The organism is Rhizobium sp. P1_E1, assembly GCF_056406015.1.
This window is the reverse complement of the sequence record NZ_JBFUAY010000077.1, coordinates 1-25949: the sequence shown is the minus strand read 5'-3', so window position 1 is coordinate 25949 and position 25949 is coordinate 1. Positions and strand designations below refer to the sequence as shown.

Here is a 25949-nt window from a genome sequence, read left to right as displayed (position 1 = left end):
CCGCCAGACGGTGATGCCTATCAGGCTCCGATTTTTGAATATCTTGACGACGATATAACGCTACGGCTCTATCCCAAGGGATTTGATGAATACGAAATGGAATCTCTCGCGCTGATGGAGGTGAATCCAGCGTCAGTCTTCTATGGTGAGGTTGAACCCCTTCCGGCGTTTTCACCTATTTGGCACTCACAACCGCGATGGCGGCCAACCCGGGAAATATGGCGCCGCCTTGTGACTGCCATGGAGGCGCAGATCGAACGAATTTCTGGACAGTTGCGAATCAAAGGGCTCTACACAGCTCACGGTTACGACAGCGCCGCAGCGAGAACTGTCTGGCTTGAGCGATCCTAAAGCGCGTCGCGATTTTTCAGAGCGCGCTTCGGCGGCGGACTTTTGTGACAGTCGAATGACCGGTTTTGGCCGGTCTAAAATTCAAATGGTTCCGCTTGATGAAGGGGTATCGTAGGAGCAGGCCTTCAGCCCTGCACCTGGGAGCGCAGCCAGTCCTGAAGCTTGTCCACCGCTTCGGACTTCCGATATCGCGGCTTCACCAGATAGAAGTGCGAGCGCGCCCTGAGGGCGCCGTCGAAGACTTGCCTCAGCCTGCCCGCCTCGATGTCGGTCGAGACGAAAGCGCGGGTTGCCACGGCGATGCCCTGTCCGGCGATGGCAGCTTCGATCGCGTGCGATGTCTGTGAGAAGCTGATGCCGCGAAACAGCGTGGGATCACCGCCGCCGAGGAAACGATCGATATATTCGGGCCAGGAATTATGGGCATCGTGAAGCAGCGTGTAGTGCGAGAGTTCTTCCGCGTTGTTGGGCTCGGCTCCGTCGGCGACGAGGCTTGGATTGCAGATGGCGATGATCTCCTGCTCGAACAGCAGCTCGGCGGCGAGGCCTGGACCGAAGGGAGGGCTGCCATATCGGACGGCGAGATCGACGCCGTCGACCTGGAAGCTGGAAATGCGGTCCGTCGCCAGGATGTGGAGATCGAGATCGGGATGCCGCGAGGTGAAATCCGGAAGACGCGGGATCAGCCATCTCGAGGCGAAGGTCGGTGTCGTGCTGACCACCAGTTTGACCGGCTGAGGCTTCAGGTTCGCCGTCGCGTTTGCGAGCAGTTCGAAGGCGCGCCTGACGTCGGCGACGTAGCTTCGCCCCTCGCCCGTCAGCGCCAATGACTTCGGCAGGCGCTCGAACAATGTCACCCCGAGTTCCGCCTCGAGCCCGCGCACATGCTGGGCAACAGCTCCCTGGGTGACGCCGAGCTCTTCGGCCGCCAGCCGGAAGTTCAGATGACGCGCCGCCACGTCGAAAGCCTTGAGGCCGTTGAGGGAGGGAAGATTGCCGATGGACATGGACACTCGATAGTTTTTCTACTGGGAGATGTCACGAAAACTGGTTCGCTCTCGCTTGAAGCCCATGGTATTCGAAGGATCAGAGCCCGGCAATGGGTGCAAAATCTGGTAGGGAGAGCGACGATGACAGTAGAAAAGGTAGCGATCATTACGGCTGGCGGCAGTGGCATGGGTGCAGAAGCCGCGAGGCGGCTTTCGGCCGATGGCTTCAAGGTCGCCATCCTGTCCTCGTCAGGCAAGGGCGAGGCGCTTGCCACCGAACTGGGCGGCATCGGCGTCACCGGCTCGAACCAGTCCAACGACGACCTCAAGTGCCTGGTCGACGCATGCATGGAAAAGTGGGGTCGCATCGACGCTCTCGTCAACAGCGCAGGTCACGGTCCGCGTGCGCCGATCACCGAGGTCACCGACGAACAGTGGCATACCGGCCTCGACGTCTATCTGATGAATGTCATCCGTTCGGTTCGGCTGGTGACGCCGATCATGCAGGCGCAGAAGTCGGGCGCAATCGTCAATATCTCCACCGCCTGGGTGGCTGAACCGTCGGCGATGTTCCCGACCTCGGCCGTCTTCCGCGCCGGGCTCGCCGCCTACACCAAGATTTACGCCGATACCTATGCGGGCGACGGCATCCGCATCAACAACGTGCTGCCGGGCTGGATCGACAGCCTGCCGGCGACGGAGGAGCGCCGCGACAGCGTGCCGATGAAGCGCTACGGCACCAGCGCCGAAGTGGCCGCGACGATTTCCTTCCTCGTTTCCGAAGGGGCGGGCTATATCACCGGCCAGAGCCTCAAGATCGACGGCGGCCTTACCCGGTCCGTCTGACAGGATGGCTTTCAACGCCAGGGAGAACAGCGATGTGCTGCGACTACGTCAAGGCCGGCGAGATAAGAGACGCCGAGGCGGAGGCGAGACAGTGACCCTCGCCGCGGTCGATGCATCGGCCTGGGCCGAGCTGGAAGGTGCCGCCGCCGATCCGCAGTCGGCCTTCCGCTACCTGAACCTGTGTTCGGTCGACGCCCGCGGCCGGCCGCAAGCCCGCATGGTCGTGCTGCGGCGCGTGGATGCGGCGCGACGCATCCTGGAAATCCATACCGATGTCAGAAGCCCGAAATGGCAGGAAATATCGGCCAACCCTTTGGTCACCATCCTCGGCTATGGCCCGCAGCCGAAAGTGCAGCTTCGCCTTCAGGGATCGGCCGAACTCCATGGACCGGCAAGCGAATGCGCGACCGATGCCTGGAGCCTGCTGCCGCAATCGACGCGCAATACCTATATGGGTGGGCCGCCGGGCGACGAAATCGGCGAGCAGCCGGCGAGCGAGGATAGGATCGCAGACGCCGATGGACGGGCCTCCTTCGGGGTGCTGCTATTTCGAGCCGAGACGCTGGACTGGTTCCAGCTGCGCCACGCCGACAACCGACGCGCAGTCTTTGCCTACGACAATCTGGGCGCGCTGACCTCGTCCCGCTGGGTCAATCCCTGAACGCCGGACGACCACGCGTGAGCGCGCGAAAACGTGATGAAGGCGGCCGGTTTGCGGGCCGCCTCCTGTTTGATCAGGCCGTACGTCTGACCATTCTCGCAATGGCTATCAGGATGCAGGCTCCGATGAAGCCCGCGATCAGATAACCCAGCCAGCCGCCAAGGGCGACGCCGAAGAGCGACAGGATAAAGTTGGCGACGATGGCGCCGACAATACCGAGAACGATGTTCATCAGCACGCCCATGTTGCTCTTCATGAGCATTTCGGCGAGCCAGCCGGCAATGCCGCCGATGATGATTGCGGCGATCCAGCCGATACCTGCACTTTCCATAGCAATTCCCCATTGTGAATGATTGAGCGGCCGGCGCCGGCTATCATGTCTCGCCGATCGAGCTAAACCGATGGCCAAGCGACAACACTATAACCCTCCGCCGCGCCAATTGGTTCCATAAGCCCGCGCCCGCAACAGGTCGCGTGCCCCTCGCGATCTGGTTCAGGTCACCTGTCGGCCGCCGGCCAATCATTCGCAGGCTCCTCTATGACGGCAACGTCGTCCTCCGCAGGGTCGGGATCGCGCTCAAGGGCTGCGCGCAGATTGCCGATCTCCTTGATGATCGCATCGAAGACGTCCTGCTGCCTGGCCCCGGCCACAACGCAGTCGTCGACGAGATACTCCAGCTTCGCGCGAAGCCCGACCTTCCAATTGTTCTTGCTCATGACCTTCTCCTCCTCTGATCGATCCACGCGGAGCATGGTCGCTCGCGTATTCCACCCGCTTTGATGGGCAGGCGGCGGGATGAGGTCGCGGCGAACGGGTAAGGTGCTCTCCTGGCGTTTCCGCCCGCACCGAGAAATCGGAAAAACCGGTGCGTTCACCATCTCCGTCACGTCCGATTGGCACGCCGCGACCTCGGCGGATTAACCGCTAGCCGCAGCAACGGTTCCGCCCTGCCTGGACTCTTTGCGTCCGTGAAACGGTCTCGCCTTCACCTCTGGAGCCGATATGCAAGTCCGGCATTTATTTCGAGCCCGAGACGATGCCAAGGCAATCCCTGAAGTCCGCGGCTACCCGGTCCAGCACGGCATATTTCCCGCTGTGCGCGCGGCGAATTTGCGCCAATGGCAGACATTGCCGGCATCGCAAATCCGTCTATTCTGCGAGGTTGCAAAAGTCAGGAAAACACCTGTCGCTTTCATCCGGAATTTCGCGACAAAAGAGAACCACAATATGGAATCGATTATCGAGATTGCGACCATAAACGATGTTGAGTCGTGGGCGGAGCTTCGCGTTGCGCTGTGGCCGCATCACTCGCTCGAAGATCATCGAGCTGAGTTGGGCCGGGCGTTTCTTTCAGAAAATGGAGAAGCCATCGCGTTCATCGCTCGAAATGCTGCGAATGAAGCTGTCGGATTTGCTGAGGCCACTTTGCGACATGATTATGTGAATGGATGCAGCAGCTCGCCCGTTCTATTCCTCGAAGGGATTTTCGTCCGGCCCGTTGACAGGCGAAAGGGTATCGCCCGATTGCTTTGCAATGTCGTTGCCGATTGGGGAAAGTCGCTTGGGTGTGTTGAGTTTGGCTCTGACGCGCCGCTTGAGAATTCAGCCAGCCATGCGCTCCATACCGCTCTAGGATTTGAGGAGACACAGCGCGTCGTGTTCTTCCGAAAGCCATTGTAGGCCGGTGTTGCCCTTCCACGAGGATAGTTCGCCGCACACAACCTAAGACGTGTTACGTCACAGATTTCAGTCGCAAAATGCGTCGCAGGGTTCGGGAATTTTGCGGCATTATGGAGCAAGTGCCACAAGATCCCAATGAAGGCTGATGCTATCTCCTGAGGGTGCCTCGGGAGTGCTGCGTATGGTGGAAGTCGTAGACGAACGGAAAGCGAAACTGGGCGAGATTGATGCCAGGATCGAGGAGTTGCGACGCGAGATCGTCGTTCTCGACGATCAGAAGGCGGCTTTCGAGAAGGTGATCAAGGTCTACGACCCCGGTTTCGAGCTGGTTACACCGCCTTCGAAAACACGGCGCGCATCATCACGAGAGACAGCGAGCGGTCGCGTCACCGAACTTCTGAAGGGCAGGAACAACCGTCATATCGTGCTCGACATCCTCCGCCGCTCCGAGCGCGCCCGATGACGTCAGCGTCAGCGTCTTGAGGGAGGTATATTGGGAGATGACTCCCGGATCGCGCGCCGTTGCGTGGGACCCTTCCTCACTCAACCGCCGAAAGTTTCAGCGACGCCACGCCAATCGCAACGTTGACGCCTTCCTCACCTTCCAGCGACAGCGGCTGAAGGGAAACGCTGTCGCGGCTTCCGCCGACAAGCACCTTCGCGCCGCCGCCAAGGCCAAGGCTGGCATCGGCTTCGACACCCCGATAGGTGCCCTCCAATCCTTTTAGCGGCTGACCGTCGACGCTGGAGACCAGCCAGACCATCCTCCCCGCCTTGACGTCGCCGACGGCGAGGCCGAACTCGTCGATCGAGCCCTTATAGCTCTGCAACAGGCCCGACGGCGATGGCGTGAACGTGCACGAGACGGTTTGCTTGGATTCGATAATCATCCCGACGCCTGCGGAAATGTCGCAGTCTAACTTGCCGACCTCGAGCCATGCAGCGCCTGCTGCGACCGGAATGAGAAGCGCCGAGCATGCAAGGGAAGCAATCATATGTCTAAACATTGTCGTTCCTTTCCGTTGGATCGTGGACATGACCACGAGGGTTAGCACCAACCGTGAGCTCAAAGTGCCAACTGATGGCGGCGCTCGAACTTCAGAATTTCGTCATGTTTGCCGCAGGTGGATTGGGCGATCGGACAAGTGTCTCCTTGTACTCCTGGACCGTCTTCAATATCGGGCCGAGAACCCAGTTGTACATCTCGCCGATATTGTGTTCCTCCTGCGGGTCGGCCTCGATGTTGAACACCTGGGGATAGCCGTTCATTGGCGCAGCACTCGCGCCCACGCCGCCCATTAGGGTTGCGCCGCCCGCGCCGCTGCGGCCCGGCGCTACGTCGGCAAAATAGGCCCGGAACTGCTTCCAGCGGACTGCGACCAGTTCCGAACCGACGAAGGTCARCAAATGCTGGCGCGCCCCGCCGTCGTCTTCGCCGAGCAGGAGTTCGCTCTGGTCGACGCCGTCGATCGGCCGGTCGTCCGGAACTTTGCCGCCCGCTATGTGTGCGAATGTCGGAAAGAAGTCCATGATCGAGAACATTGCGTATGAGGATCGCGGCTTGATCCGATGCGGCCAGCGGATAATGGCGGCGGTGCGGATTGCGCCTTCGCTAACTTCGCCAAGCGCTCCGCGGTATGGTCCGGAAGCTCCTATGTCTGGCATGTCGGCGCCGAACCGGCTCGCCCCAGGACCGTCCGGTCCATTGTCGGAGGCGAAGACGACGATGGTGTCCTCCTCTGCGCCAAGTTCCTTCAATGCATCAAGCATTGCGCCGACGATGGCATCGCCCTCCATCAGGGAGTCGCCGAACTGGCCAATCCGGGATGCGCCTTCGAAACGCTTCGAGGGCAAGTTCGGGAAGTGTGTCCGGGATATCGGCAAGAACAGGAAGAACGGTTTGTCCGCCGCCTTTTGCCGCCGCATAAAATCGACGCCGTGGTCGACAAGCTCCCAGTCGATTCCGCGGCGCGCGTCCTCGGTGTATGGTTTCACGGACTTGAGTGGCTCGGCTCGCTTTGCCTCGACTATTTGCGGCCCCCCCTCAAGCGGGATATCGAGCGTCTTGGTCTGCTGGCCCTGTCGGATCATACCAAACGCATCCCAGGTGTCCCCCGGCGGGATACCGTAGAACTCGTCGAATCCCTGGTTTTGAGGCTGGCTGTAGGTTTGTCCGCCGAGGTGCCACTTGCCGAAGATCGCGGTCGCGTAGCCGGCATCGTGAAGCATCTCCGCCATGGTGATTTCTTCCGCCGGCAAGGAGAAGGCCGTACCGGGAACGGCAACCAGCGACAGCCCGGAGCGGATGGAATAGCGTCCCGTCATCAAGGCGGCGCGCGAGGGCGTGCAGGAGGGTTCGACCAGAAACTGCGTCAATCGGAGTCCCTCGGAGGCGAGCTGGTCGATGCGCGGCGTCGGCGATCCGCGCAACTCCCCGCCTCCGTAAACTCCGATGTCGCCGTAACCGATGTTGTCGCCGAGAATGAACAGGATGTTCGGCTTCGCCTGCTGCGCAGACGCAGTTCCGACAGTCAACGGATGCACGCTGAGGCATGATGCCATCGCCAGTGCTTCGGCCATCGGCCGCCAGTGTCTGAGCCATTCCATGTTCAGCCTCTCTACCAGGAGTGAATAACTGGTCCGCCTTTTGACCTGCCGTCGTGGCGGTCTGTCCTCGATCAAGAATTCACAATCTGAGCGCCTTCTTGACTGCGTCGATGAGTACGGATCCCGCGAAGGGCTTCCGCAAATATGCGATGCACCCGGCGTGCTCCGTCTCGGTCTGCAGGCGCGTGTCTTCCAGGGCAGTGATGAAGATGATCGGCATCCTCACTCCAACCCCTTTCAGCCTGCGCTGCAGTTCGATGCCGGACATGCCCCCCAGGTCGATGTCCAGCACGAGACAGTCGATCGACGTCTCCGGATCGCGGCCGAGAAAAGATTCGGCCGATGCATATTCCACGGCCGCAAATCCGTAGGCATTGAGGAGCCGCCCGACGCTTCGACGTAGGCTCGCATCATCATCGACGACAGCGACAGTGCGGCGCAGCTTTCCCACCTCATGCCCCCATGCGTGACAGTACGCGAGATACGCGGTTGTCTGTCATTGTAGGCGTGTCGGCGATTGCTTGATATTGCCCTAAGGGGAAGGTCGTCCGATCACTCCGGGGCCGCAGTACGACCGATGTCGGCGGCGATCGATACACCCCCCGCCAGCGAGCGTGCTCCGAGCTTCTCCATGACCTGATGGCGGTGCACCTTTACCGTCCGCTCCGATATGCCAAGGGCATATGCGATCTGCTTGTTGAGCTGACCACGGATGATCAGCCCGAAGACTTCGGCTTCGCGCGGGCTTAAACTCGCAACCAACGTCTTCAGTTTTTGCAGACGCTCGTGCTCGGCACGACGCTTTTCATATTGTGTCAACGCGCGCTCGATCGTTTCGAGCAGGACCGGCACCGAGCTAGGCTTCTCCAGGAAGTCCTGTGCGCCCGCCTTCATCGCGTCGACGCCGGCCTCAATGTCTCCTTCGCCGGTCAGGAATACGATTGGCAGGAGTGGCGCCTGCTCGCACAGTTGGCGCTGTATTTGCAGGCCGGACTGGCCGGGCATCTGCAGGTCAGGGAGAACGCAGCCCGGCTCGCAAGTTGGAAGGCATGCGAGAAACTGGCCTCCGGATTCATAGGCTTCGACCTTGAGACCGTACGCTGAGAGCAGGCGTACAGTCGCCGTTCGGTAGGATTCGTCGTCATCGACGATATTGACGACCGGTCTCATCAGCCTTGCTCCTCCCGCCGGGCCAGAGGCAGAACCACCCGGAAGGCGGCGCCGCCTTCAGGCCGGTTGTACGCGGAGATCGTGCCGCCATAGGTCTCGACGATGGCACGCGATATGGAAAGACCCAACGCCATCGGATTTATTCGATTCCCCAAAGGGCAATATCGGCGGAGGAACGTATTCGGTAGACTTGGAAAGCGCTGGGATAGAGTGCAACCCGCCGGGCGCGCACTTTCACCTTGGGGGTACATCCAATGTTTACTGTCCGCCGCCTCGTCAACTCGGCACGGAATCCGATCTCGATTGTCATCGGAGCACTTTTCCTCACGGCGTCCGCCTACGCCCAGAGCGATCCCCTGCCATCGTGGAACGATACCGCGCCCAAGGCAGCTATCGTCTCCTTTGTCGAGAAGGTTTCCAAGCAGGGTTCGCCCGACTTCGTCCCCGAACCGGAACGGATCGCGGTGTTCGACAATGATGGGACCCTGTGGGTCGAGCATCCCATGTACACCCAGCTTGCCTTCGCCCTGGAGCGCGTGAAGACGCTCGCTCCGCAGCATCCGGAATGGAAAAACGTACAGCCGTTCAAGGCGGTGCTGGAAGGCGATATGAAGACACTTGCCGCATCGGGCGAAAAGAGCCTTCTGGAGCTCATCATGGTCACCCATGCGGGAATGACCACTTCCGATTTCCAGAAGGTGGTAACCGACTGGATCTCCACGGCACGCGATCCGCGGTTCAAGCGACCCTACACCGAGCTTGTCTACCAGCCGATGGTCGAGCTGCTTTCCTACCTGCGCGCCAACGGCTTCAAGACCTTCATCGTGTCAGGTGGCGGCGTGGAGTTCATGCGGCCATGGACGGAGAAGGCTTACGGCGTCCCGCCGGAGCAGGTTATCGGTTCTTCGATCAAGACCCAATTCAAGATGCAGGACGACACACCGACCCTCTACCGTCTGCCGGAAGTCAACTTCATCGACGACAAGGCAGGCAAGCCGGTCGGGATCAACCAGGAGATCGGCCGTCGGCCGATCGCAGCGTTCGGCAATTCTGACGGCGACCTCGAAATGCTGCAATGGACGACGATGGGCGGTGCGCCTGCGCGTCTCGGCATGCTCGTTCATCACACCGATGCGGAGCGCGAATACGCGTACGACCGCAAGACCGAATTCGGACGCCTCGACAAGGCGCTCGACGCAGCCGCGATCACGGGCTGGACCGTCATCGACATGAAAGCCGACTGGAAGCAGATCTTCAAGGACTAGGACCGTGCGCCTCACGGCCAGGCGGCGTGCCAAATGCTTCAACAACGTTCGCCAACGGTGACGGGCCTCCGGTCCGTCCAACTGGGAGGATACATGCCATGAAAGTCTACCGATTCACCACGCTGATCTTCGCCGGAAGTTTAGCGTTGACCACCGCGGCCTTGGCGCAGGACGCCCCGAAGAAGCCGCACGTTCCGCTCGAAAAGACCATTGGCGTGGTCACGCCGACAGGCCCGGTGCCGTCGTTGGCGGTGCTCAATTCGGCTGGCGCGAAAATCGAAAACGGAAAGCTCGTCCTGACCGGCGTCTCGGCCAATTCGATCGTCTTCGCCGACCGGCCGGTGCGCGCCGCCGGTCATGTAGCAACCGAGCAGTTCATCATGCAGTGGGACGACGGCAAGGACAACTTCGCCGTCGATCCACCGAACGCGACGGTGTCGGTGCTGGGTGGCGACGGATCGGATGTCAGTGACGCCGTTGTCACGCTGAAAACTCCCAAACTCGACGGAACCACGCTGACATTCGACATCACCATTCTGGAGGGTAGCCTAAGCGGTGCGTCTGGGCCGGCCGCGCTCTTCATTGATCACTTCGGGGGCGGCTTTGGTGGCGGAGGTTTCGGCGGCGGCTTGCGCGGCGGAGACTTTGCAGGAGGTGACTTCCGCGGCGGCTTCCAGGGAGGCGACGTACATATCGGCGACACGAACATCAACCGTGTCGGAGGCACGTACTGGCACGCACCCGTCTACCACGGCGCCTGGTATCGCGGCGCTCCGGTCGCCGCGGGCGTGGTCGCAGGTGCGGCCATTGGAGCGGCAGCAGCCCGCCCCTACTACTACAATTCCTACTACAACAACCAGCAGTGCGGCTACTACCCCTTCCCGCCTTGCTATTGATCTTCCGTCTGCGTCGCGCCGCCCAAGCGGCGTGGCGATGGCGTTAATGTCAAATGCAACATGTGTGGACGCGGTCATCGGCCTCCGCGGGAACTACTTCTTCAGGTGGAGATCTATGCAACGGAGTGGGGTCTGGCGGGCGGCGGCGGCCCACGTCCACTGGGACGTAACGACGCGTTTGTCTTCGACCTCGTCCAGCATAGCCCGACAATAGGGGGCCTTCTAAGGGGCCGCGAGCGCCTTGAGCAGCTCGGCGATCATCGCAACGGACGGTCGTCGTGCTCACCTTGCGACTGCCGGATGTCCTGCAGGAATCGGAAGAGCGACCCCGCCAGCAAGCAGAGTGCCGCAATGAATAGGACGGCGGCGCCCGGTTCGTGACGGTATCCCAAAAAGGCGACGACGAAACCGAACAGGAGCAGAAACGTCACGCCGATTCCGGCCAGCACCGCCAGGTACAATGCGCTGTTCAAGAGGCGTTCACGCCGCCTCAGTTCCCCGATTCCCTTCTTCAGCGGGGCTCGGGCGACGTCACTCTCGTCGATCTCGCGGAGGTTTCTGATCCGCCCGGTGACGCCGGAAATCCGATTGACCAGAACCGCCACCATCGCCGCGACCCCATTGAGCATGAACGCCGGCGCGACCGCGTGATTGATCATCGTTGAAAGCTGATCGGCTTCCACTGACATACGGGCACCTCCGATCCCTTCGGCACGAATGGACGGCCGCGGCGCCGGCGAGGCGCTACGGAATGACGTTGACTGCACGCGCGGCCACGAGGACGAGTGTCAGGAGCGAAATGGCGCTTTCGAACATCATCAGCCCCTTCGCACGTCGGGTGAGTGGCAGCACGTCCGTCGGACTGAACGCGGTCGCCGTATTGAATGCGAGGGAAAGGTAATCGAGGTAGAGCGGTCGCCAGTCCGGGGGCGCCAGTTCGGGAACCGAAGCCTGGGGAAAGAGCCAATCGGGTCTTCCAGCCATCCCACGCRCGATACGCGATGGGCCACCCGCGTCGATCTGCCAATAGAGCAGCGAGAAGGTGAGAACGTTGGTGATCCAGATGGTAACTGAAGACGTCAATAGCGACACTGATCGCGTCTCGGGCGGGTGGATGGTAATGATCCCGACCATATCTCCGAGTTCGGCCGCCGTATTCCCTGCATAGACGCTGGCAAGCAGCATGATGGCGACGTGCTCGATTCGTAGCCACACAGCGTTGTCAGCCGACACCGTTACCATGATCATTGGAACGATAGCTGCCACCAGGATCGCGTATGACACCCATCGCGGCATGGCATAGACGTGGTGCGGCAGCATTTCCAAAAGGGCGAACACCGCCAGGATCGCCACCACCGGCGGCCAGCGTGCTTCGTCACGACCTGCTTGGATGACATCGCTCATCGTTCCGCCCTCAGTCGGCTCCAAAGGACCTGTCAGGTGAAGCGTTGTAGCGGACACCGCGAAGGGCGTCCGCTACGACGTCGTTACGCTACTGCGCGCGTCAGTCGTGACCAGTCTTCATTTCGCGGACCTGCTGCATCACTTGCTCCAGATTGTAGCTTGCAGGGCTCTGAAGCGGCGGGAAGTCGATGTAGGTCTCGAGATGCTTCAGCCACAACTGCTGGCCGATGGGCAGGATGTTCCAGTCATAGACATAGGCGGTGGACGGTGACGCGATGGCGCCGCCCGTACCGAAGAGCGTCTTCAACTGTGTTCCGACCGAGGTTTCAAATGGGTCACGCTTGATGTTGGCGACCTGGGTCCAGGCGTAAGGCTGCACGCCACCAATGAATCCAGCCGGATCGTCGGAGACCATGGCGAAGTACATCTTCCAGTTCTTGTAGCGGACAGCCGACGGCTCCTTGCCGGAATAATACAAGAAACTGTCGCGCGCGGATGGCAACTTGCCTTCCAGGAAGTCGCGCTGGTCGATCCCGTCGAGCGTGGTCTTGACGATCCCCGGATACTTGCCCGCCTCGATCTCTTTCTTCAGGCCGTCGCCCTTCGGACCGCCTGCGATATTCACAAACGTCGGCAGCCAGTCGAGGGCCGAGAAGATGTCGTTCTTGACCGTACCGGGCTCGATGTGCCCCGGCCAGCGAACCACAAGCGGCGCACGCATGCCGCCTTCCCAGGTGCTGAGCTTTCCGCCCTTGAACGGGGTGGTGCCGCCATCTGGAAAGGTGATCGTCTCGGCACCGTTGTCGGTCGTAAAGACGACGATGGTGTTGTCGAGTTCTCCCATCTCCTCGAGCCTCTTCAAAACGTAGCCGATGTTGTCGTCCATCTGCTTCATGCCGGCTTCGTTAACGCCCCAGTCCTTGCCGCCGGGCTCGCCGACCATTGCCAAGTACTTGTCAGGCAGCACGGTGGTGATGTGCATGCGTGCGGGGTTGTACCAGACGAAGAACGGCTTGTTGGTCTTCTTCGGGTCATTGCGGTCGAGGAAATCGATGACCTTGGCCGAGATCTCCTCGTCAATCGTCTTGGAGCGCTCAAGGGTCAGCGGCCCCTCATCCTTGCAGCTTTGGTTCGCCGGAGATCCATCGGACGATTTGCACGCAAGCATCGGACGCGGCGGCGTCAGGCAGGTCGTGGTTTTTGGGTCCACCGCCGCCGGGTCTTCCGCTATCCCAGGAATCGGCGTGTTCCTGCAAGCTGGTGCGATCCCCTGCTCGGTTGAGGTTTTGTTGATGTCGGGGAAGCTCACCCCCTGCATGGCGTCGAGGTGATAGAGGTAGCCCCAAAATTCCTGGAACCCGTGTGCCGTCGGCAGGGATTCGGTGGTATCTCCGAGATGGTTCTTGCCGAACTCACCTGTCGAGTAGCCGAGATCATACAGGAACTTGGCGAGGTGAGGCGTGCCGGCCCGCAGGTAGGACGGGCTTCCGGGAATCTCCGGCAGAACCATGCCAACGCGCACCGGCTGCATGCCGGTGATGAACGCGGTCCGCCCTGCCGTGCAGCTCTGCTCGGCATAGTAGGTCATGAACTTTGCCCCTTCCCGGCCGATGCGGTCGATATTGGGTGTTTCACCGACCGCGAGACCTTGGTGATAGATGCTCGGCTGCATCCATCCGATGTCGTCGCCCATGATGAACAGGATGTTGGGCTTGGCGTCCTGCGCGTGCATCGTAGCGGTACTCGCTAGCAGGCCGCCGGCGACCGCCATTGCTGCTGTGAAGAACTTTGTAGTCCGTCTCATTTCTATGCCTCCCTCAGGGGGCCGCATTGGCGGCCAAGGTTGGTTGAAAGACGAGTCAAAGCAAAAGAGGGTTGACGTCCAAGTTTACTGACTAGCAAATTGGACAGATCATTTCGGTGAAGACGCGACTCCTCGGCCCGCACGGTGACCCTCGACTTGCGGAAGAGGGATTTCCACTCTTCCATCCATTTTCTACATTGTATTGGCGGCAGCAGATATTGCCCTTTGGGGAATCGGTCGTGACGAGGCTGCGGGTTGTCAGCGACGGGCGCGGTCCGCGACGCCCTTCCTCCGACCGGATCACGACCTCCCTAAAGGACAATAGGCAGCAGCCGCGACCGCGTGTCATAAGACGCTCACAGAGGGACGTTCTAGCGATGGGCAGGGCCATGAGCGCAGTGGACGCATACGATACGGGATTTGAAGGGTTGGCTTGGGTCCCCGGACGAACGTTCACCATGGGATCGAATAAGCACTATCCGGAAGAAGCCCCTGCACATCCGGTCAAGGTAGACGGCTTCTGGATTGATGCGACGCCGGTCACCAACCGTCAGTTCGCCGCCTTCGTCAAGGCCACCGGACATGTCACCGTCGCGGAAAAGACTCCACAGGCTGCCGACTATCCGGGAGCGCTTCCCAAAATGCTGCGGGCCGGATCTCTCGTGTTCACACAACCGAAGACAGTCGTCGGCCCCGACATCACCCAATGGTGGTCGTTCAAGTTCGGCGCCGATTGGCGACACCCCTACGGTGGCCGCAGTGACATTCGCGGGAAGCTCGACCATCCGGTCGTTCATGTCGCCTATAGCGACGTCCTGGCATATGCCCGTTGGGCCGGCAAGGACCTGCCGACCGAGGCCGAATGGGAACTGGCCGCCCGCGGAGGCCYAGAGGACGCCGAATTCGCCTGGGGCGACGACTTGATCCCCAATGGAAAGCTCATGGCCAACACCTGGCAGGGCACGTTCCCCACGATGAGCACAAAGCCGGCGGGCACATCGCCCGTCGGGTCGTTCCCGGCGAACGGCTACGGTATCCACGACATGATCGGCAACGTCTGGGAGTGGACGTCGGACTTCTGGTCGACCCGCCATGCCGAACCTGCGGCGAAATCATGCTGTATTCCCCACAACCCCCGAGGCGGCGAGCGAGAGGCGAGCTTCGATCCCCGCGAACCGGAAATCCGAATTCCAAGGCGGGTGCTGAAAGGCGGATCGCATCTTTGCGCGCCGAACTACTGCCGCCGCTACCGTCCCGCCGCCCGCCATGCGGAACCGGAGGACACCTCCACCAGCCACGTTGGCTTCAGATGCGTCAAGCGAACCGAAATTTGACGCCTCCCACGACCTCTCCAGTTCAATGGCCGTCGATACAAGTCCCGAGCAGGGATCAGCGATAAGAAATGATTTGTGACGCTGTCTCCTACGGCACAATCAGGAGATAACATGACCTTTCTTGTGGCACTTGCTCCATAATGCCGGAATTTTGCGACAGGGAACTATTCATCGGAGTTGATCTGCTGATGACACCGGACGAATTGAAGGTCGTGCGTCGAGCTTATGCGAAGCAGATCACGGCGGCTGTGAGAGTTGTCGATGAGCGTGTTGAAACTGCTTTTGCCGAAGTGCCGCGAGAAGATTTCCTTGGTCCCGGTCCGTGGCCGATCTTCCGAATGCGAAAAGCCTATGTTCCGACCCCGGCCGCCGACCCGGTTTACCTCTACACGGATGACATTGTTGGTATCGTCCCTGAGCGCCACATCAACAACGGACAACCGTCACTTCATGCCTTCCTGCTTTCGCAGGCTGCGCCGCGAGCAGGCGAGCATATCGTGCATATTGGCGCTGGTGCCGGCTACTATTCTGCGATCATGGCGAAACTCGTTGCCGCATCCGGCAAGGTGACGGCGATCGAGTTCGAGCCGGAGCTTGCTGTGCGGGCAAAAGCAAATCTCACTGCCTATCGGAATGTTTCCGTGATTCCGGGCGATGGCAGCTCCGCAGCTTTCGATGCAGCCGATGTGATTTATGTGAACGCCGGCGCAACCCGACCGGCGGATATCTGGTTGGACCGGCTCAATGATGGCGGAAGGCTTGTCCTACCGCTTACGACCGATCTTGGGTTTACCAGCAGCAATTGGAGCAACATGCACCTTCGCGGAGCGGTGTTCCTCGTGACGCGCAGGGGTGAGGAATTTCACGCGCAATGGATTTCGCCGGTGGCCATCTTCCCCTGTGAAGGGATGCGCGACGCGGAATCGGAAAAAGCGCTTGCGGCGGCGTTCGAGAGCGGGGAGCACAAGAGGGTGAGGCGGCTGTACCGCAACGATGAGGTGCCGGCCGAACGATGCTGGGTTCGCGCTTCCGGCTGGTGTCTAGCCTATGCTTAGGCCGGCATCATACCGCCGCGGAAATCCTGACTTTTGCGACACTCCGGACTTTCCTGAAAGCGTTCGAGCATTCTCGCCGCAAAACTCTGTCGCAAAGGTTGGAGTTTCGCGGCGGATTTTTGCGGCGGCCAATGTCCGCTTTCGGGCCAAAAGCAGACCCATCGCCCCATCATCATCCAATGGCAAGGGTAAACCGACGACCGCCGATCGAGCCTGTGCCGCTCGGCATGTTTTTAGAAAGACCGGCATGGGCCGGCTTTTCCGAGTCCGGCGCTTCAATGTCGACCCCAGCCGTTATTTCACGGCTTCGATCTCGCTCAGCCGCCATTCTTTGGTGAAGAAGGTCTCAAGCGGACTGTAGAGCCGAAGGATCGTGAAGTACCCCTTTCCCGGCATGGTCTGAACCCAGTTCCCGTCTTTGACGCCCTCCGGCTTCTTTGGGCCGTAATACACGATTGTGGAGCCGTCATCCTCGGCGGATGCTGCGGGTGTCGGATAGCTCTGGCTGCCAGCACGCGGATAACGCTGGGGCGTTTGGAGCATCGACCGGGTCTGGTTGTCGTAGAGCGTGAACGACCAGAAAGCGGCTGCGGGAATGTTCGGCGGCAGCGTCACTTTGTAGGTCTTGGCACCATCAAGGTCTTTCTTGTCGGCGTCGAGGAATCCGATGAGATACTGCGAGCCGACGCGTGGAATGCGCATGATCATGCCTGGAGAGTCGAGGGTGTAGGCGTAGTAGAACGCGGTCTTCGAATCGAGGGTCCGCGCTCCGGTCGACGGAAGCGGTTCGAACTTGCCGTCTTTGGTAAATAATGGCGGGGGCGTCTCGAAGTTGGCACCACCCTGCCAGAGCATGTTCGTCCATGAGGAGCCCGGATAGTAGCTCCAGCCGTGAGCTTCATTCGGCCGCCAATTCAACACACGCCCCGCCGCGTTTCCGACTTTTGCGGCATCGGTCAGTATCTTCTTCATGCGGTCGTCCGGCTTGAATTCCTTACCCTTCACAATGCCAATCGCTGCCAACTGCCCTGCAAGCTCCGGATTGTAGGAGGTGGCGGGTTCGTCCTGAATATTGGCGTCGATCATCTCGAAGAACGAGTCGTCGGTCGGCGGGATGGTGTTGAACGATTTTCCGCTCGCTTCGACGAATTTCGTCTCGGGAATTGCCGGACCCACTTCCAGTTTGACGTCGCCCTGGAGCGCGGTCGCGATGCTCGTGCCAATGCCCCCTGGAGTGTAAGGGTATATCTTGAGCGATTTCCTGATCAGCTCGGCAGTGGGCTTCGGGTCGTTGTCGGTCAGAAAGGCTCGCGCCGCATACAGAACGCGGTTTGTCTTCGACCGCGCTACAAAAAAACCACCTTCGGGAAGTGGACCGTCATAGGCTGGCGGTACGACCAGATATTTTCCGCCTTCGCCGCGGTCGGGGCCGGGAAAGCCGATGTCGACGACCCATTGAAACCACATATCGTTTATGGTGCCGAGCCCCTTCGGTGGTTGCTCGATCACCATCGGACCCTTCGTCAGATCGACGACTGCCATGTAATAGAGGGTGTCGGCGTTCGGGGTGAGGAACAGCGAATTCGAATCCATCAGTTCCGAATAGATGATGACGGAATTGTCCTCAGCACCCGCACTGATGAAACCCTTACGGATTGCATAGGCAGATGCGCCGCCGTAGCTATTGAGGTAGGCGTCCAGAGCCCGTGTGAAATCCAGCGTGTCGTAAACCTTGTCGACGGTCTCGGCTGTTGGAGCGCCGTCCTTGAACTCAAGCATCCCGATACGGCTATCGACTTTGTCCGGCGTAACGAGGATTGGCGGCGTCTCGTCGGCTGCAGCGACAGGAATACCGCCGAGAATAGTCGATGCCAGCAGCATCATTCCGGGGAGCATGCATTTCATGACACATCCCTTTCATCGATCTCAGAGATTGACGCATTTTCGCCGGCGGGCTTTTGCAGCGAGGCTTGCTGCGCGTCGAGCAAGATTTCAAAACTGGAGCGCATGAGGGAAACCGCAACGGGTAGGTTACAGTACCGTGACCGTATCATACAGGTAGCATCCGGTTGCCCGCGCAGTGGATCGCTGTTGCTGGCCGCTCGCAGGGGTAACCACCTGATTTACGTGGGATCAGTCGGCACGGGCTTCAAGGAAAGCGACGCTTGGAGGTTGCGCGCGATGATGGACAAACTCTTAACCAAGAAACCACCGTTAGCCTACGAGGGCCGGCGGAAATATGTTGTCGGGCTCCAGCCAAGAGCTGCGGTTTGCAACCGACGCAAGGCTAAATAATTCCCGTCAAACCTAAAACTATGAAAGTCAACATAACAGAGGTCACAACCACGAAAGAAGGCTGGGCGATCAGGAACTTCTCTTTCGGCTTCATCAACACGCAATCATCATCACCTCCGCGCTCGGACCAGTATGCCTCGGGTCCGAAATCTTCGCGGAAATCGAAGCCGTTTCTACTGTAGAAGATGATCGACCTGATGAACCAATACCAATGGTAAGCGCAAAAGGCGCCCACCACGCAGAACATGATCCACAGTACAATTAGATCTCCAGCAACCACTACAATACTCCCCAACGTCCGAAGCCTAGCAGCGGGGGCGCCCCGTCCGGACTCTTTGCATCCGTGAAACCGTCTCGCCTTCACCTCTAGAGCCGATATGCAAGTCCGGCATTTATTTCGAGCCCGAGACTGTGCCAAGGCAATCCCCTAAAGTCCGCGGCTCCCCGGTCCAGCTCGGCCTATTTCCTGCTGTGCGCGCGGCGGATTCGCGCGAATTGCGGTTATCAGCAAAGAGGGCCCAAAAGTCTTAGTCATGCAGAGCGAACGGGTTCTCGATTTGGCCGATCTACCAGTCTGGTGCAATCTCCACGATCGGTTGATCCGGGCTTGTGGCTAAGGCGTCCAGTAACTCCAAATCACCGCCGATCACCGCGCGTTTGGGCTGAGGCGCGTCCCGCCAACGGTCCCAACTCGAAGTCTCGCGACCGTTCAGGACATAATGGTCGCGCAGCACGTTGATTTTCACGAACCACAGACCGGTAACGTTGCCATGCCCGAAGGAAGCTGGGTCTGCTTTCGCTCGCCGGCATTCCAGCCACGCTTCTCCCGCCGACATGAAGGACTGGCGTGGAACATTGGCCGGAGCGAACGAGATTTGGTTCCTCTGCCGCAGCATCTGATCGATTTGGGGATCGCAYAGGCACCATTCTCCAGCGCTGGAGTCCCAGTATTCGCATACCCAGTGATCTTCCCATCCATGGGAGAAATAAGCTGCAAAACCACAGCGCACACGGGCGGGAATTTCCCTGCATCGCAGAAAGGAGCAGAGCATCAGCGCGTAGTCGCGGCAGGTTCCGACAGACCGCTTGTCGGCCGACCGCGCGATGTTGAGAGGCCGTGGATCCCTTCTTAAGACGTCGTCCAAGCGCTCCGCGATCGGCAGTGTCGTTCGCGCCGTCGAATTCAGAATCGTCTCGTCAAGGCCGTACTCTGTTATCCAATCAGAATGAACCAAGACGCCTTGAATGATTTGGATTAGAGCGCCAACCTCGGTCGGAAGTACAGCGATTGCACTGGCGTGACGACCTGGATTGGTCATTGCACTATACGGAATCCAGCGATCGACGCCTTCCATGTGTCTCTCCATCACACTGATTGGAGCACAGACTGAGTTGATTTTTGCGTAGTCAGCAAGGTCGGTAGCGGCTCGAGCCGGCACCTCGCTCAAATCTCTTTGATCTGCGGATCTTCGCTGGCGGCGATCCAGAGGGCGGCATTGAGAGCGGCGCCGCTCAGCAACCGGGCCGCCGCCTCCGGGTCGAGCGGCTGGAGGATGCCTTGGGCGATCAGCCGCTCCACCGTGCTCTTGGTCACCTGCAGGCAATTGTTCTGGCTCGGCCATTGCGAGGGATCCCACAACACCGCCGGTCCGTCGAGCAGAACGATGCGCTGGACTTCCGGATTGAGCGCCATCTCGATCTGCCCGGCTATCCTCCTGCGCGCCCTATTTCGCCAGCCGATCCGGTCCGAGTTTGTAGGTCAGCTTGTCGATCGTCCCGGTGAAGTGGAACGGCAGCTGGTAGCTGTCGTCCACCGCCGAGCGGGTATCGCTCCCAATATCGAAGGACTCGTCGATGGCCATGAGAAACGGAATGGTGTGAGGCATCGTCTTTTTAGCAAACTCCTTGCCATCCACCGTCATGATGCCGGTGCCACCCTTGCCGGGGCCGGGACCGTCATACTTGAAGTCGAACACGACCGTGTGCTTGCCCGGCTCGAGCGCGCTGCCCAACCAGTCTTCGGCCCCCACGCCGCCCTCCCAGCGGTAGCGCTCCAGATCGAGGAGGTTGTAAACGAAGACTGGCTTGCCTTTGAGCAGGTAGAGACCGTAGCCGCCAAAGCGGCCGCCCATGGTCGCGATCATACCTTCCGCGCCGCCTTCGGGGATCGTCACTTCGGCGGTTATCGTGTAGTCCTTGTTCATAATGCTCGGAGCATTGCCCACGGGAATGTTGGCATTCGCGCCCTTGTAGGTCAGCTCCGTTCGGCCGGCGACCGCGCTCGGTCGCGGGGTAATGGCGCGTGTTATGACCGTGTTGTCCAATGGCAAGACCTGGTATTTCGCGGCCTCCGCAATGAAGACCGCCTGCAGTGCCTTTAGCTTGTCAGGATTCGTGGCCGCGAGGTCGTCGTATTGCGAGTAGTCCTCGGTGAGGTTGTAGAGCTCCCACTTGTAGTCGTTGACGTCGGGAAGCTTTGAAGCTCCCATGAGCCAAGGCGCGGCGGCCGGCGTCGTGCAGGCATACCAGCCGTCCTGGTAGATGCCGCGGTTGGCGAACATCTCGAAATACTGCGTGTCGCGCTTCGACGGCGCATTGGCATTCGCTTGGTCGAACGTGTAAGCCATGCTGATGCCTTCGATCGGCTTCTGCTTGATCCCGTTGACCACCTCAGGCGCCTTGATGCCCGTGGCCTCCAGGATCGTCGGAACAATGTCGATCACATGATGGAACTGGGTTCGAATGCCGCCCACGTCCTTGACATGGCTGGGCCAGGAAATGGCCACGCCTTGCCGGGTCCCGCCGAAATGCGACGCCACCTGCTTGGTCCACTTGAACGGTGTATCAAATGCCCAAGACCATGCCACCGACATGTGCGGATAGGTCTTGTCGGAACCCCAATCTTCATAATGCAACATCTGCTCGACTTCGGGGAGGGTCAGAATTCCGTTGTAGGCGGTCATCTGGTTGAACGTGCCCTCCAGGGTGCCCTCAGCGCTGGTGCCGTTGTCGCCGCTGATGTAGATGATCAGCGTGTTGTCGAGCTTGCCCATGTCCTCGACCGCCTGGATGACCCGGCCAATCTCATGGTCCGTATAAGCCACGTAGCCGGCAAAGTTCTCTGCCTCGCGCGCATAGAGTTTCTTCTGCACCAGGGAAAGTGTTTCCCATTTCGGCAGGTCATCCGGCCAGGGTGTCAATTTCGTGTTTTCCGGGATGACGCCGAGCCGCTTCTGGTTGGCGAAGATTTGCTCGCGCAACTTTTCCCAGCCCATGTCGAACTTGCCTTTGAATTGGTCTCTCCACTCCGCCTTCGGCTGGTGCGGCGAGTGGGTGCCGCCCGGCACGTAATAGACCAAGAACGGCTGGGCGGGTGCAGCCGCGTTCAGACTGCTCATGTACTTGATGGCCTCGTCCGCCAAGTCGGTGGTGAGGTTGTAGCCGGGCTTGCCGATCCATGGAAAAATCGGGGTCGTGTTTTGATAAAGGTAGGGCGTCCATTGATCGGTCTCGCCGCCCATGAACCCGTAGAAATACTGGAACCCCATGCCAATCGGCCATTGATCAAAAGGGCCGGCCGCGCTGTACACGTACGTAGGCGTGTTGTGGTTCTTGCCAAACCACGAGGTGGCATAACCGTTCTCCTTGAGGATTTCGCCGATCGTGGCGTTCTCCAGACCGATGACGGAGTCATAACCGGGGTAACCAGTGGACAGTTCGCCGATCACCCCGTAGCCAACCGAGTGGTGGTTGCGGCCGGTGATCAGAGCCGCCCGCGTCGGCGAGCAAAGCGCGGTGGAGTGGAACTGTGTATAGCGCAATCCTGCCTCGGCGACGCGATCCATAGCCGGGGTCGAAACGACACCGCCGAAGGTGCCGGATACGCCATAGCCCTGGTCATCGGTCATGATAAGCAGCACATTCGGCGCGCCCTTGGGTGGCGCGACCGTCGGTGGCCAGTAGGGCTTGGAATCCATGGCGCTTTCCTTGATCACGCCGCCGAACGGCACCGGCGGCGGCGGAATTTGTTTACCGTCGATCGTGACCGTCGCGTCGGGCGATCCTGGAGTGCCAGTGATTTGTTGCGCATTTGCGCCGAAACAGCCGATCAGAATTGCCATGATCGCGGTCGATGCCATCGCAGTCGATTTCATCGTTCGAGCTCCTTAAAAGGGACGCTTGCCGAGTGTTTAACTATCGAGGATTTCTTGACGCGGGAGCAACGTAGTTACTGTAGTCTACGGGCGGAATTGAACCTGGCAGGCCGTTGAAGACGTCGCTCGCCCAGGCCCGCCGTGATCGTGATTCACTGTCTCCGGATTGCTTCGGAGAGCGGAATGCGAGGCTTCCTGCGCGTCGAGCAAGATTTCAAAATTGGAGCGCATGGGGGGAACCGCAACGGGTAGGTTACAGTACGATGACCGTCTCATACAGGTAGCATCCGGTCGCCGGCGGAGTGGCGCTATGGGTCTCCAATAGCTGCCGCTGGAACTGCTTCGGCTTTGCGTGCCGGCAAAGCTGGAAAGTTGATCGGCACCGACCCGTCGCTGTGGTGGTTATTGCTGCCTGATGCCGGAATAGCCTTGGCCCTTCGCAGATCACAAGCGCTCCACCAGCAGACCTGCCGCCAAGGCCTGAAATGCCTCGACCGCCTTCGGCAGCACGCTCTGCGGATCTTCGCTGGCGGCGATCCAGAGGGCGGCATTGAGAGCGGCGCCGCTCAGCAACCGGGCCGCCGCCTCCGGGTCAAGCGGCTTGAGGATGCCTTGGGCGATCAGCCGCTCGACCGTGCTCTTGGTCACCTGCAGGCAATTGTTCTGGCTTGGCCACTGCGAGGGATCACCCAACACCGCAGGTCCGTCGAGCAGAACGATGCGCTGGACTTCCGGATTAAGCGCCATCTCGATATAGGCCGCACCCTCGGCGAGCAGGCCCTGCCAATCTTTGCCTGCGCGCGCGCCAATCTCTTGCGCGCGCACCGCCATCTCAGTGTCGATCTGATCTACAACTGCCGCCAGCAGCCCGCGCTTGTCCTGGAAGTTGTGGTAAAGCGCGCCCCGTGTCAGACCGACGTCGGCCGTCAGTTCGTCCATGGATGCTGCAGAATACCCCTTTTCCGCAAAAGCCTTCCGCGCCGCCGCGATCAATTTGACGCGGTTTTCCTGCATCGTTTCGCTGCGTTTCCTGACCATTCCATCCCTCAATTTCATATACGAAGCGTATATGGACTTGACATACGCTATGCATGCCGCATATTTCACATACGAACCGTATACCAAATCGGGCGCGAGATGTGAAGCTTTCCCTCGTGCTCATCGGTCGTTGTCAACAATGAAGAGAGATCAGAATGACCCAACGCGAAGCAATCTTTCCCGCCAACCGGCACGCTCTTTACGAAGAGCACGGCTATTCCGCCGCGATCCGATCCGGCGATCTGCTGTTTGTGTCCGGACAGGTCGGCAGCCGTCCGGACGGAACACCCGAACCCGATTTCGAACGGCAAGTGCGGCTGGCCTTTGACAATCTGAAGGCGACGCTCAGTGCCGCCGGCTGCACGCTGGATGATATTGTCGATCTCACCAGCTTCCACACCGACCCCGAAAACCAGTTCGGAACGATCATGGCCGTCAAGCAGGAGATTTTCAGCAAGCCACCCTACCCGAACTGGACTGCGCTCGGCGTCAACTGGCTCRCCGGCTTCGACTTCGAGATAAAGGTCATCGCCCGTATTCCTGGAAGTCACTGACATTGCCGGGCCGCATCCGTCACCGCACGAAGTGCCGGCAGGAGAGCGGCCCCGCGCTGCCACCCCTGGGATAACTGACAGAAACACAACTTTAAGAGTTAGAGGATCGGCCTCACACCGAGAGGCTTCYTCAAGCCGCCCGTGGATCGCCGGTTACCCCTCTGTTATTGCCTGCTTACATTGCCTCGGCGCCGCAAAGAATGACCCCGTAGCGCGCCGCTTTGCCATATATTTAGAAAAATCAACCGCATAATCTCCGGGAACAAAGATCTCCCCTGCGTGTTTTGACCGCATGGATCTCATCTGATCCGCAAATGGAGAAAACACACATGAAGAAGATCGTCTTCGCGGCGGCAATTCTCGGCGCGTCTGCCTTTGCAGCCTTTGCCCAAACCACACCCGCTCCATCCAAGGATGGAAATACACCTGCGGTTGCAACCCCAGATACCAAAAATCCGACTGCGCCCGTTGAGGGCGCCAATAGCTTTACCGAAGCTCAGGCGAAGGATCGCATTGCGGAAGCGGGCTACACCGACGTCAAGGATCTCAAGCTCGATGACAAGGGGATCTGGATGGCCTCCGGCATGAAGGACGGCAAAGCCGTCGCCATCGCCCTCGATTATCAAGGCAACATCGTCGCCAAGTAACCCAAGGAGAAGCATGATGAGAACTGTAACCGGACTTTTCGACGACCACTCGGACGCTCGCTCCGCCGTCAGCAAACTGGAAGCGGCGGGCATTCCCTCAAACGACATCAGTATCGTCTCCAACAAGGCAGGCCGCATCGATCGCGACTCTGACGTTGGCGAGGATGCCGCGACCGGCGCCGGCATTGGCGCTGCCGTCGGTGGCGCTGGCGGCCTGCTCACCGGACTGGGCCTGATGGCCATCCCCGGTGTCGGGCCGGTGGTTGCCGCAGGCTGGCTGGCCGCGACTGCGGCCGGGGCTGTCGCCGGCGCCGTCGCTGGCGGTGCTGCCGGCGGCCTGATCGGCGCCCTCACCGACTCCGGCGTCCCGGAAGATGATGCCCACCTCTATGCCGAAGGTGTCCGCCGGGGCGGCAGCCTGGTCACGGCCAAGGTCGACGACGCCCGCGCCCCCGAGGCGCAGGCCATTCTGCAGGGTTCAAACTGGGTCGACCCGATCGAACGTCGGCGTGCCTATAACGAGCAGGGATGGACCCGGTTCGACGACACGCTCGATCCATACGCCCCCGAGCAGATCGCCCAGGAGCGCGACCGGTATCGGCGGACCGCCTAACCGGCCTTGAGCTCAACCCTCCTTGCACGTCGCAAGGAGGGTTGAAGCGGTGATCTCACGCGTCAGCCGGTGCCTCTGGCGGGAGTGGCCCACAGCGAAGTTGGCGGACGCGCTTATAGGTGCATCTGCCGATAACAGAAAAGACCGCCTCATGGCGGTCTCTTCATATGCGATTTCCACGATATATCAGCGACGCTCGACGGCCGCCGCTGCCTTGCGGATGACATCGATGACCACGTCGGGTTGAGAGAGCATCGGCACGTGGCTGCTTTCCACCTCCGTCACCGTCGCGTTCATACGCTTGGAAACCCAGCGCTGGAGATCGGGGTGCACCGTGTGGTCCTGTGTCGCCAAGACGTACCAGCTTGGCTTGGACTTCCACGCGATCTCGTCGGCACTGAGCTTTTGCTGGTGGAACAGATCGGCGACCGGCGCATAGTGCGTGGCCCATACAAGCTTCTGCTCTTCCTCCGAGAGGTCTCCAGCGAAGAACTTGGTTCCGCTCGGTAGCATCCAAGCCCGACCGTCCGCTGCCTCAACGTGATTGAAGATGTCCGAAGGATACTTGGCGAGCTGATCCTGCAC

General features: G+C 60.0%; 28 protein-coding genes and 3 pseudogenes. 13 read left to right on the top strand and 18 right to left on the bottom strand.

The window, feature by feature from the left end; genetic code table 11:
* A pseudogene (locus AC1D1Z_RS22505) lies at nt 1-351 on the top strand (hypothetical protein); the annotation flags it as partial.
* A gap of 125 nt (nt 352-476) precedes the next feature.
* Here the strand turns inward: AC1D1Z_RS22505 and AC1D1Z_RS22500 are convergent.
* Nucleotides 477-1364, bottom strand: coding sequence for a LysR substrate-binding domain-containing protein (locus AC1D1Z_RS22500; RefSeq protein WP_477851688.1), 888 nt, complete (start codon nt 1362-1364; stop codon nt 477-479).
* A 117-nt stretch (nt 1365-1481) separates the two neighbouring features.
* On the opposite strand from AC1D1Z_RS22500, the gene AC1D1Z_RS22495 reads away from it, so the two are divergent.
* Nucleotides 1482-2186, top strand: a complete 705-nt coding sequence (locus tag AC1D1Z_RS22495) for an SDR family oxidoreductase (protein WP_477851687.1) — start codon at nt 1482-1484, stop codon at nt 2184-2186.
* Nucleotides 2187-2277: 91 nt separating this feature from the next.
* A complete protein-coding gene (locus AC1D1Z_RS22490) occupies nt 2278-2847 on the top strand; it encodes a pyridoxamine 5'-phosphate oxidase family protein (RefSeq protein ID WP_477851686.1) in 570 nt (189 codons plus the stop codon).
* A 73-nt stretch (nt 2848-2920) separates the two neighbouring features.
* Here the strand turns inward: AC1D1Z_RS22490 and AC1D1Z_RS22485 are convergent, their stop codons facing one another.
* Together AC1D1Z_RS22485 and AC1D1Z_RS22480 are read right to left on the bottom strand one after the other, a co-directional pair.
* The gene (locus AC1D1Z_RS22485; RefSeq protein ID WP_018449565.1) at nt 2921-3178 is read right to left on the bottom strand and encodes a GlsB/YeaQ/YmgE family stress response membrane protein; all 258 of its coding nucleotides are present in this window, start codon (nt 3176-3178) and stop codon (nt 2921-2923) included.
* A 167-nt stretch (nt 3179-3345) separates the two neighbouring features.
* On the bottom strand, nt 3346-3564 hold the full coding sequence (locus AC1D1Z_RS22480) for a hypothetical protein (RefSeq protein WP_028734220.1): 219 nt from the start codon (nt 3562-3564) through the stop codon (nt 3346-3348).
* 520 nt (nt 3565-4084) lie between these two features.
* Between AC1D1Z_RS22480 and aac(6') the strand changes: the two genes are divergently transcribed.
* The gene (gene aac(6'), locus AC1D1Z_RS22475; RefSeq protein WP_477851690.1) at nt 4085-4528 is read left to right on the top strand and encodes an aminoglycoside 6'-N-acetyltransferase; all 444 of its coding nucleotides are present in this window, start codon (nt 4085-4087) and stop codon (nt 4526-4528) included.
* 181 nt (nt 4529-4709) lie between these two features.
* Nucleotides 4710-4991, top strand: coding sequence for a hypothetical protein (locus AC1D1Z_RS22470; protein ID WP_166480408.1), 282 nt, complete (start codon nt 4710-4712; stop codon nt 4989-4991).
* Nucleotides 4992-5067: 76 nt separating this feature from the next.
* Here the strand turns inward: AC1D1Z_RS22470 and AC1D1Z_RS22465 are convergent, their stop codons facing one another.
* The 5 genes and pseudogenes from AC1D1Z_RS22465 to AC1D1Z_RS22445 form a co-directional block, all read right to left on the bottom strand.
* Nucleotides 5068-5535 (bottom strand): DUF992 domain-containing protein, encoded by a 468-nt coding sequence (locus AC1D1Z_RS22465; protein WP_166480409.1) that lies wholly within the window; start codon nt 5533-5535, stop codon nt 5068-5070.
* A gap of 91 nt (nt 5536-5626) precedes the next feature.
* Entirely contained in the window at nt 5627-7135 is a 1509-nt protein-coding gene (locus AC1D1Z_RS22460) for an arylsulfatase (protein ID WP_477851685.1), read from the bottom strand.
* Nucleotides 7136-7214: 79 nt separating this feature from the next.
* On the bottom strand, nt 7215-7586 hold the full coding sequence (locus AC1D1Z_RS22455) for a response regulator transcription factor (protein ID WP_210067082.1): 372 nt from the start codon (nt 7584-7586) through the stop codon (nt 7215-7217).
* 101 nt (nt 7587-7687) lie between these two features.
* The gene (locus AC1D1Z_RS22450) at nt 7688-8305 is read right to left on the bottom strand and encodes a response regulator transcription factor (protein ID WP_446965642.1); all 618 of its coding nucleotides are present in this window, start codon (nt 8303-8305) and stop codon (nt 7688-7690) included.
* Nucleotides 8305-8433: pseudogene (locus AC1D1Z_RS22445) on the bottom strand (ATP-binding protein); the annotation flags it as partial. The gene AC1D1Z_RS22450 and the pseudogene AC1D1Z_RS22445, both read right to left, overlap by 1 nt.
* 126 nt (nt 8434-8559) lie before the next feature.
* Between AC1D1Z_RS22445 and AC1D1Z_RS22440 the strand changes: the two are divergent.
* Together AC1D1Z_RS22440 and AC1D1Z_RS22435 are read left to right on the top strand one after the other, a co-directional pair.
* Nucleotides 8560-9570 carry an HAD family hydrolase gene (locus tag AC1D1Z_RS22440; RefSeq protein WP_166480412.1) on the top strand — a complete coding sequence of 337 codons (1011 nt, stop codon included), beginning with the start codon at nt 8560-8562 and terminating at the stop codon, nt 9568-9570.
* A 98-nt stretch (nt 9571-9668) separates the two neighbouring features.
* Nucleotides 9669-10466: a hypothetical protein gene (locus AC1D1Z_RS22435; RefSeq protein WP_334542469.1), complete on the top strand. Its 798-nt coding sequence runs from the start codon at nt 9669-9671 to the stop codon at nt 10464-10466.
* 257 nt (nt 10467-10723) lie between these two features.
* Here the strand turns inward: AC1D1Z_RS22435 and AC1D1Z_RS22430 are convergent, their stop codons facing one another.
* From AC1D1Z_RS22430 to AC1D1Z_RS22420, 3 genes are all read right to left on the bottom strand, one after another.
* On the bottom strand, nt 10724-11155 hold the full coding sequence (locus AC1D1Z_RS22430; protein WP_247265711.1) for a DUF2721 domain-containing protein: 432 nt from the start codon (nt 11153-11155) through the stop codon (nt 10724-10726).
* Nucleotides 11156-11210: 55 nt separating this feature from the next.
* Complete coding sequence (locus AC1D1Z_RS22425) at nt 11211-11870, bottom strand: hypothetical protein (RefSeq protein WP_477851684.1); 660 nt, start codon at nt 11868-11870, stop codon at nt 11211-11213.
* A gap of 100 nt (nt 11871-11970) precedes the next feature.
* The gene (locus AC1D1Z_RS22420; protein ID WP_168339142.1) at nt 11971-13641 is read right to left on the bottom strand and encodes an arylsulfatase; all 1671 of its coding nucleotides are present in this window, start codon (nt 13639-13641) and stop codon (nt 11971-11973) included.
* A gap of 422 nt (nt 13642-14063) precedes the next feature.
* Between AC1D1Z_RS22420 and AC1D1Z_RS22415 the strand changes: the two genes are divergently transcribed.
* On the top strand, nt 14064-15008 hold the full coding sequence (locus AC1D1Z_RS22415) for a formylglycine-generating enzyme family protein (RefSeq protein WP_477851689.1): 945 nt from the start codon (nt 14064-14066) through the stop codon (nt 15006-15008).
* Nucleotides 15009-15196: 188 nt separating this feature from the next.
* Complete coding sequence (locus tag AC1D1Z_RS22410) at nt 15197-16063, top strand: protein-L-isoaspartate O-methyltransferase family protein (protein WP_130759417.1); 867 nt, start codon at nt 15197-15199, stop codon at nt 16061-16063.
* A 294-nt stretch (nt 16064-16357) separates the two neighbouring features.
* Here the strand turns inward: AC1D1Z_RS22410 and AC1D1Z_RS22405 are convergent, their stop codons facing one another.
* Nucleotides 16358-17968, bottom strand: coding sequence for a DUF1254 domain-containing protein (locus tag AC1D1Z_RS22405; protein ID WP_446961223.1), 1611 nt, complete (start codon nt 17966-17968; stop codon nt 16358-16360).
* Nucleotides 17969-18070: 102 nt separating this feature from the next.
* On the opposite strand from AC1D1Z_RS22405, the gene AC1D1Z_RS22400 reads away from it, so the two are divergent.
* On the top strand, nt 18071-18358 hold the full coding sequence (locus tag AC1D1Z_RS22400) for an ATP dependent DNA ligase (RefSeq protein ID WP_477851683.1): 288 nt from the start codon (nt 18071-18073) through the stop codon (nt 18356-18358).
* On the opposite strand, the gene AC1D1Z_RS22395 is transcribed toward AC1D1Z_RS22400, so the two are convergent.
* The 5 genes and pseudogenes from AC1D1Z_RS22395 to AC1D1Z_RS22375 form a co-directional block, all read right to left on the bottom strand.
* Complete coding sequence (locus tag AC1D1Z_RS22395) at nt 18351-18638, bottom strand: hypothetical protein (protein ID WP_026188303.1); 288 nt, start codon at nt 18636-18638, stop codon at nt 18351-18353. The genes AC1D1Z_RS22400 and AC1D1Z_RS22395 overlap by 8 nt on opposite strands.
* Nucleotides 18639-18924: 286 nt before the next feature.
* Entirely contained in the window at nt 18925-19713 is a 789-nt protein-coding gene (locus tag AC1D1Z_RS22390) for a transglutaminase domain-containing protein (protein ID WP_477851682.1), read from the bottom strand.
* A 104-nt stretch (nt 19714-19817) separates the two neighbouring features.
* Nucleotides 19818-20099: pseudogene (locus AC1D1Z_RS22385) on the bottom strand (hypothetical protein); the annotation flags it as partial.
* The gene (locus AC1D1Z_RS22380; protein ID WP_477851681.1) at nt 20083-22512 is read right to left on the bottom strand and encodes an arylsulfatase; all 2430 of its coding nucleotides are present in this window, start codon (nt 22510-22512) and stop codon (nt 20083-20085) included. The gene AC1D1Z_RS22380 and the pseudogene AC1D1Z_RS22385, both read right to left, overlap by 17 nt.
* 444 nt (nt 22513-22956) lie before the next feature.
* Nucleotides 22957-23568, bottom strand: coding sequence for a TetR/AcrR family transcriptional regulator (locus AC1D1Z_RS22375; protein WP_166480421.1), 612 nt, complete (start codon nt 23566-23568; stop codon nt 22957-22959).
* A 137-nt stretch (nt 23569-23705) separates the two neighbouring features.
* On the opposite strand from AC1D1Z_RS22375, the gene AC1D1Z_RS22370 reads away from it, so the two are divergent.
* The 3 genes from AC1D1Z_RS22370 to AC1D1Z_RS22360 all read left to right on the top strand — a co-directional run bounded on the left by AC1D1Z_RS22370 (nt 23706) and on the right by AC1D1Z_RS22360 (nt 25364).
* On the top strand, nt 23706-24104 hold the full coding sequence (locus AC1D1Z_RS22370) for a RidA family protein (protein WP_477851680.1): 399 nt from the start codon (nt 23706-23708) through the stop codon (nt 24102-24104).
* A gap of 329 nt (nt 24105-24433) precedes the next feature.
* Nucleotides 24434-24751: a PepSY domain-containing protein gene (locus AC1D1Z_RS22365; protein WP_027685622.1), complete on the top strand. Its 318-nt coding sequence runs from the start codon at nt 24434-24436 to the stop codon at nt 24749-24751.
* 16 nt (nt 24752-24767) lie between these two features.
* Nucleotides 24768-25364: a general stress protein gene (locus tag AC1D1Z_RS22360; RefSeq protein ID WP_018449575.1), complete on the top strand. Its 597-nt coding sequence runs from the start codon at nt 24768-24770 to the stop codon at nt 25362-25364.
* Nucleotides 25365-25550: 186 nt separating this feature from the next.
* Here AC1D1Z_RS22360 and AC1D1Z_RS22355 read toward each other — a convergent pair.
* Nucleotides 25551-25949: alpha/beta fold hydrolase (locus AC1D1Z_RS22355; protein ID WP_477851679.1), on the bottom strand; the 399-nt coding region annotated here is incomplete at its 5' end.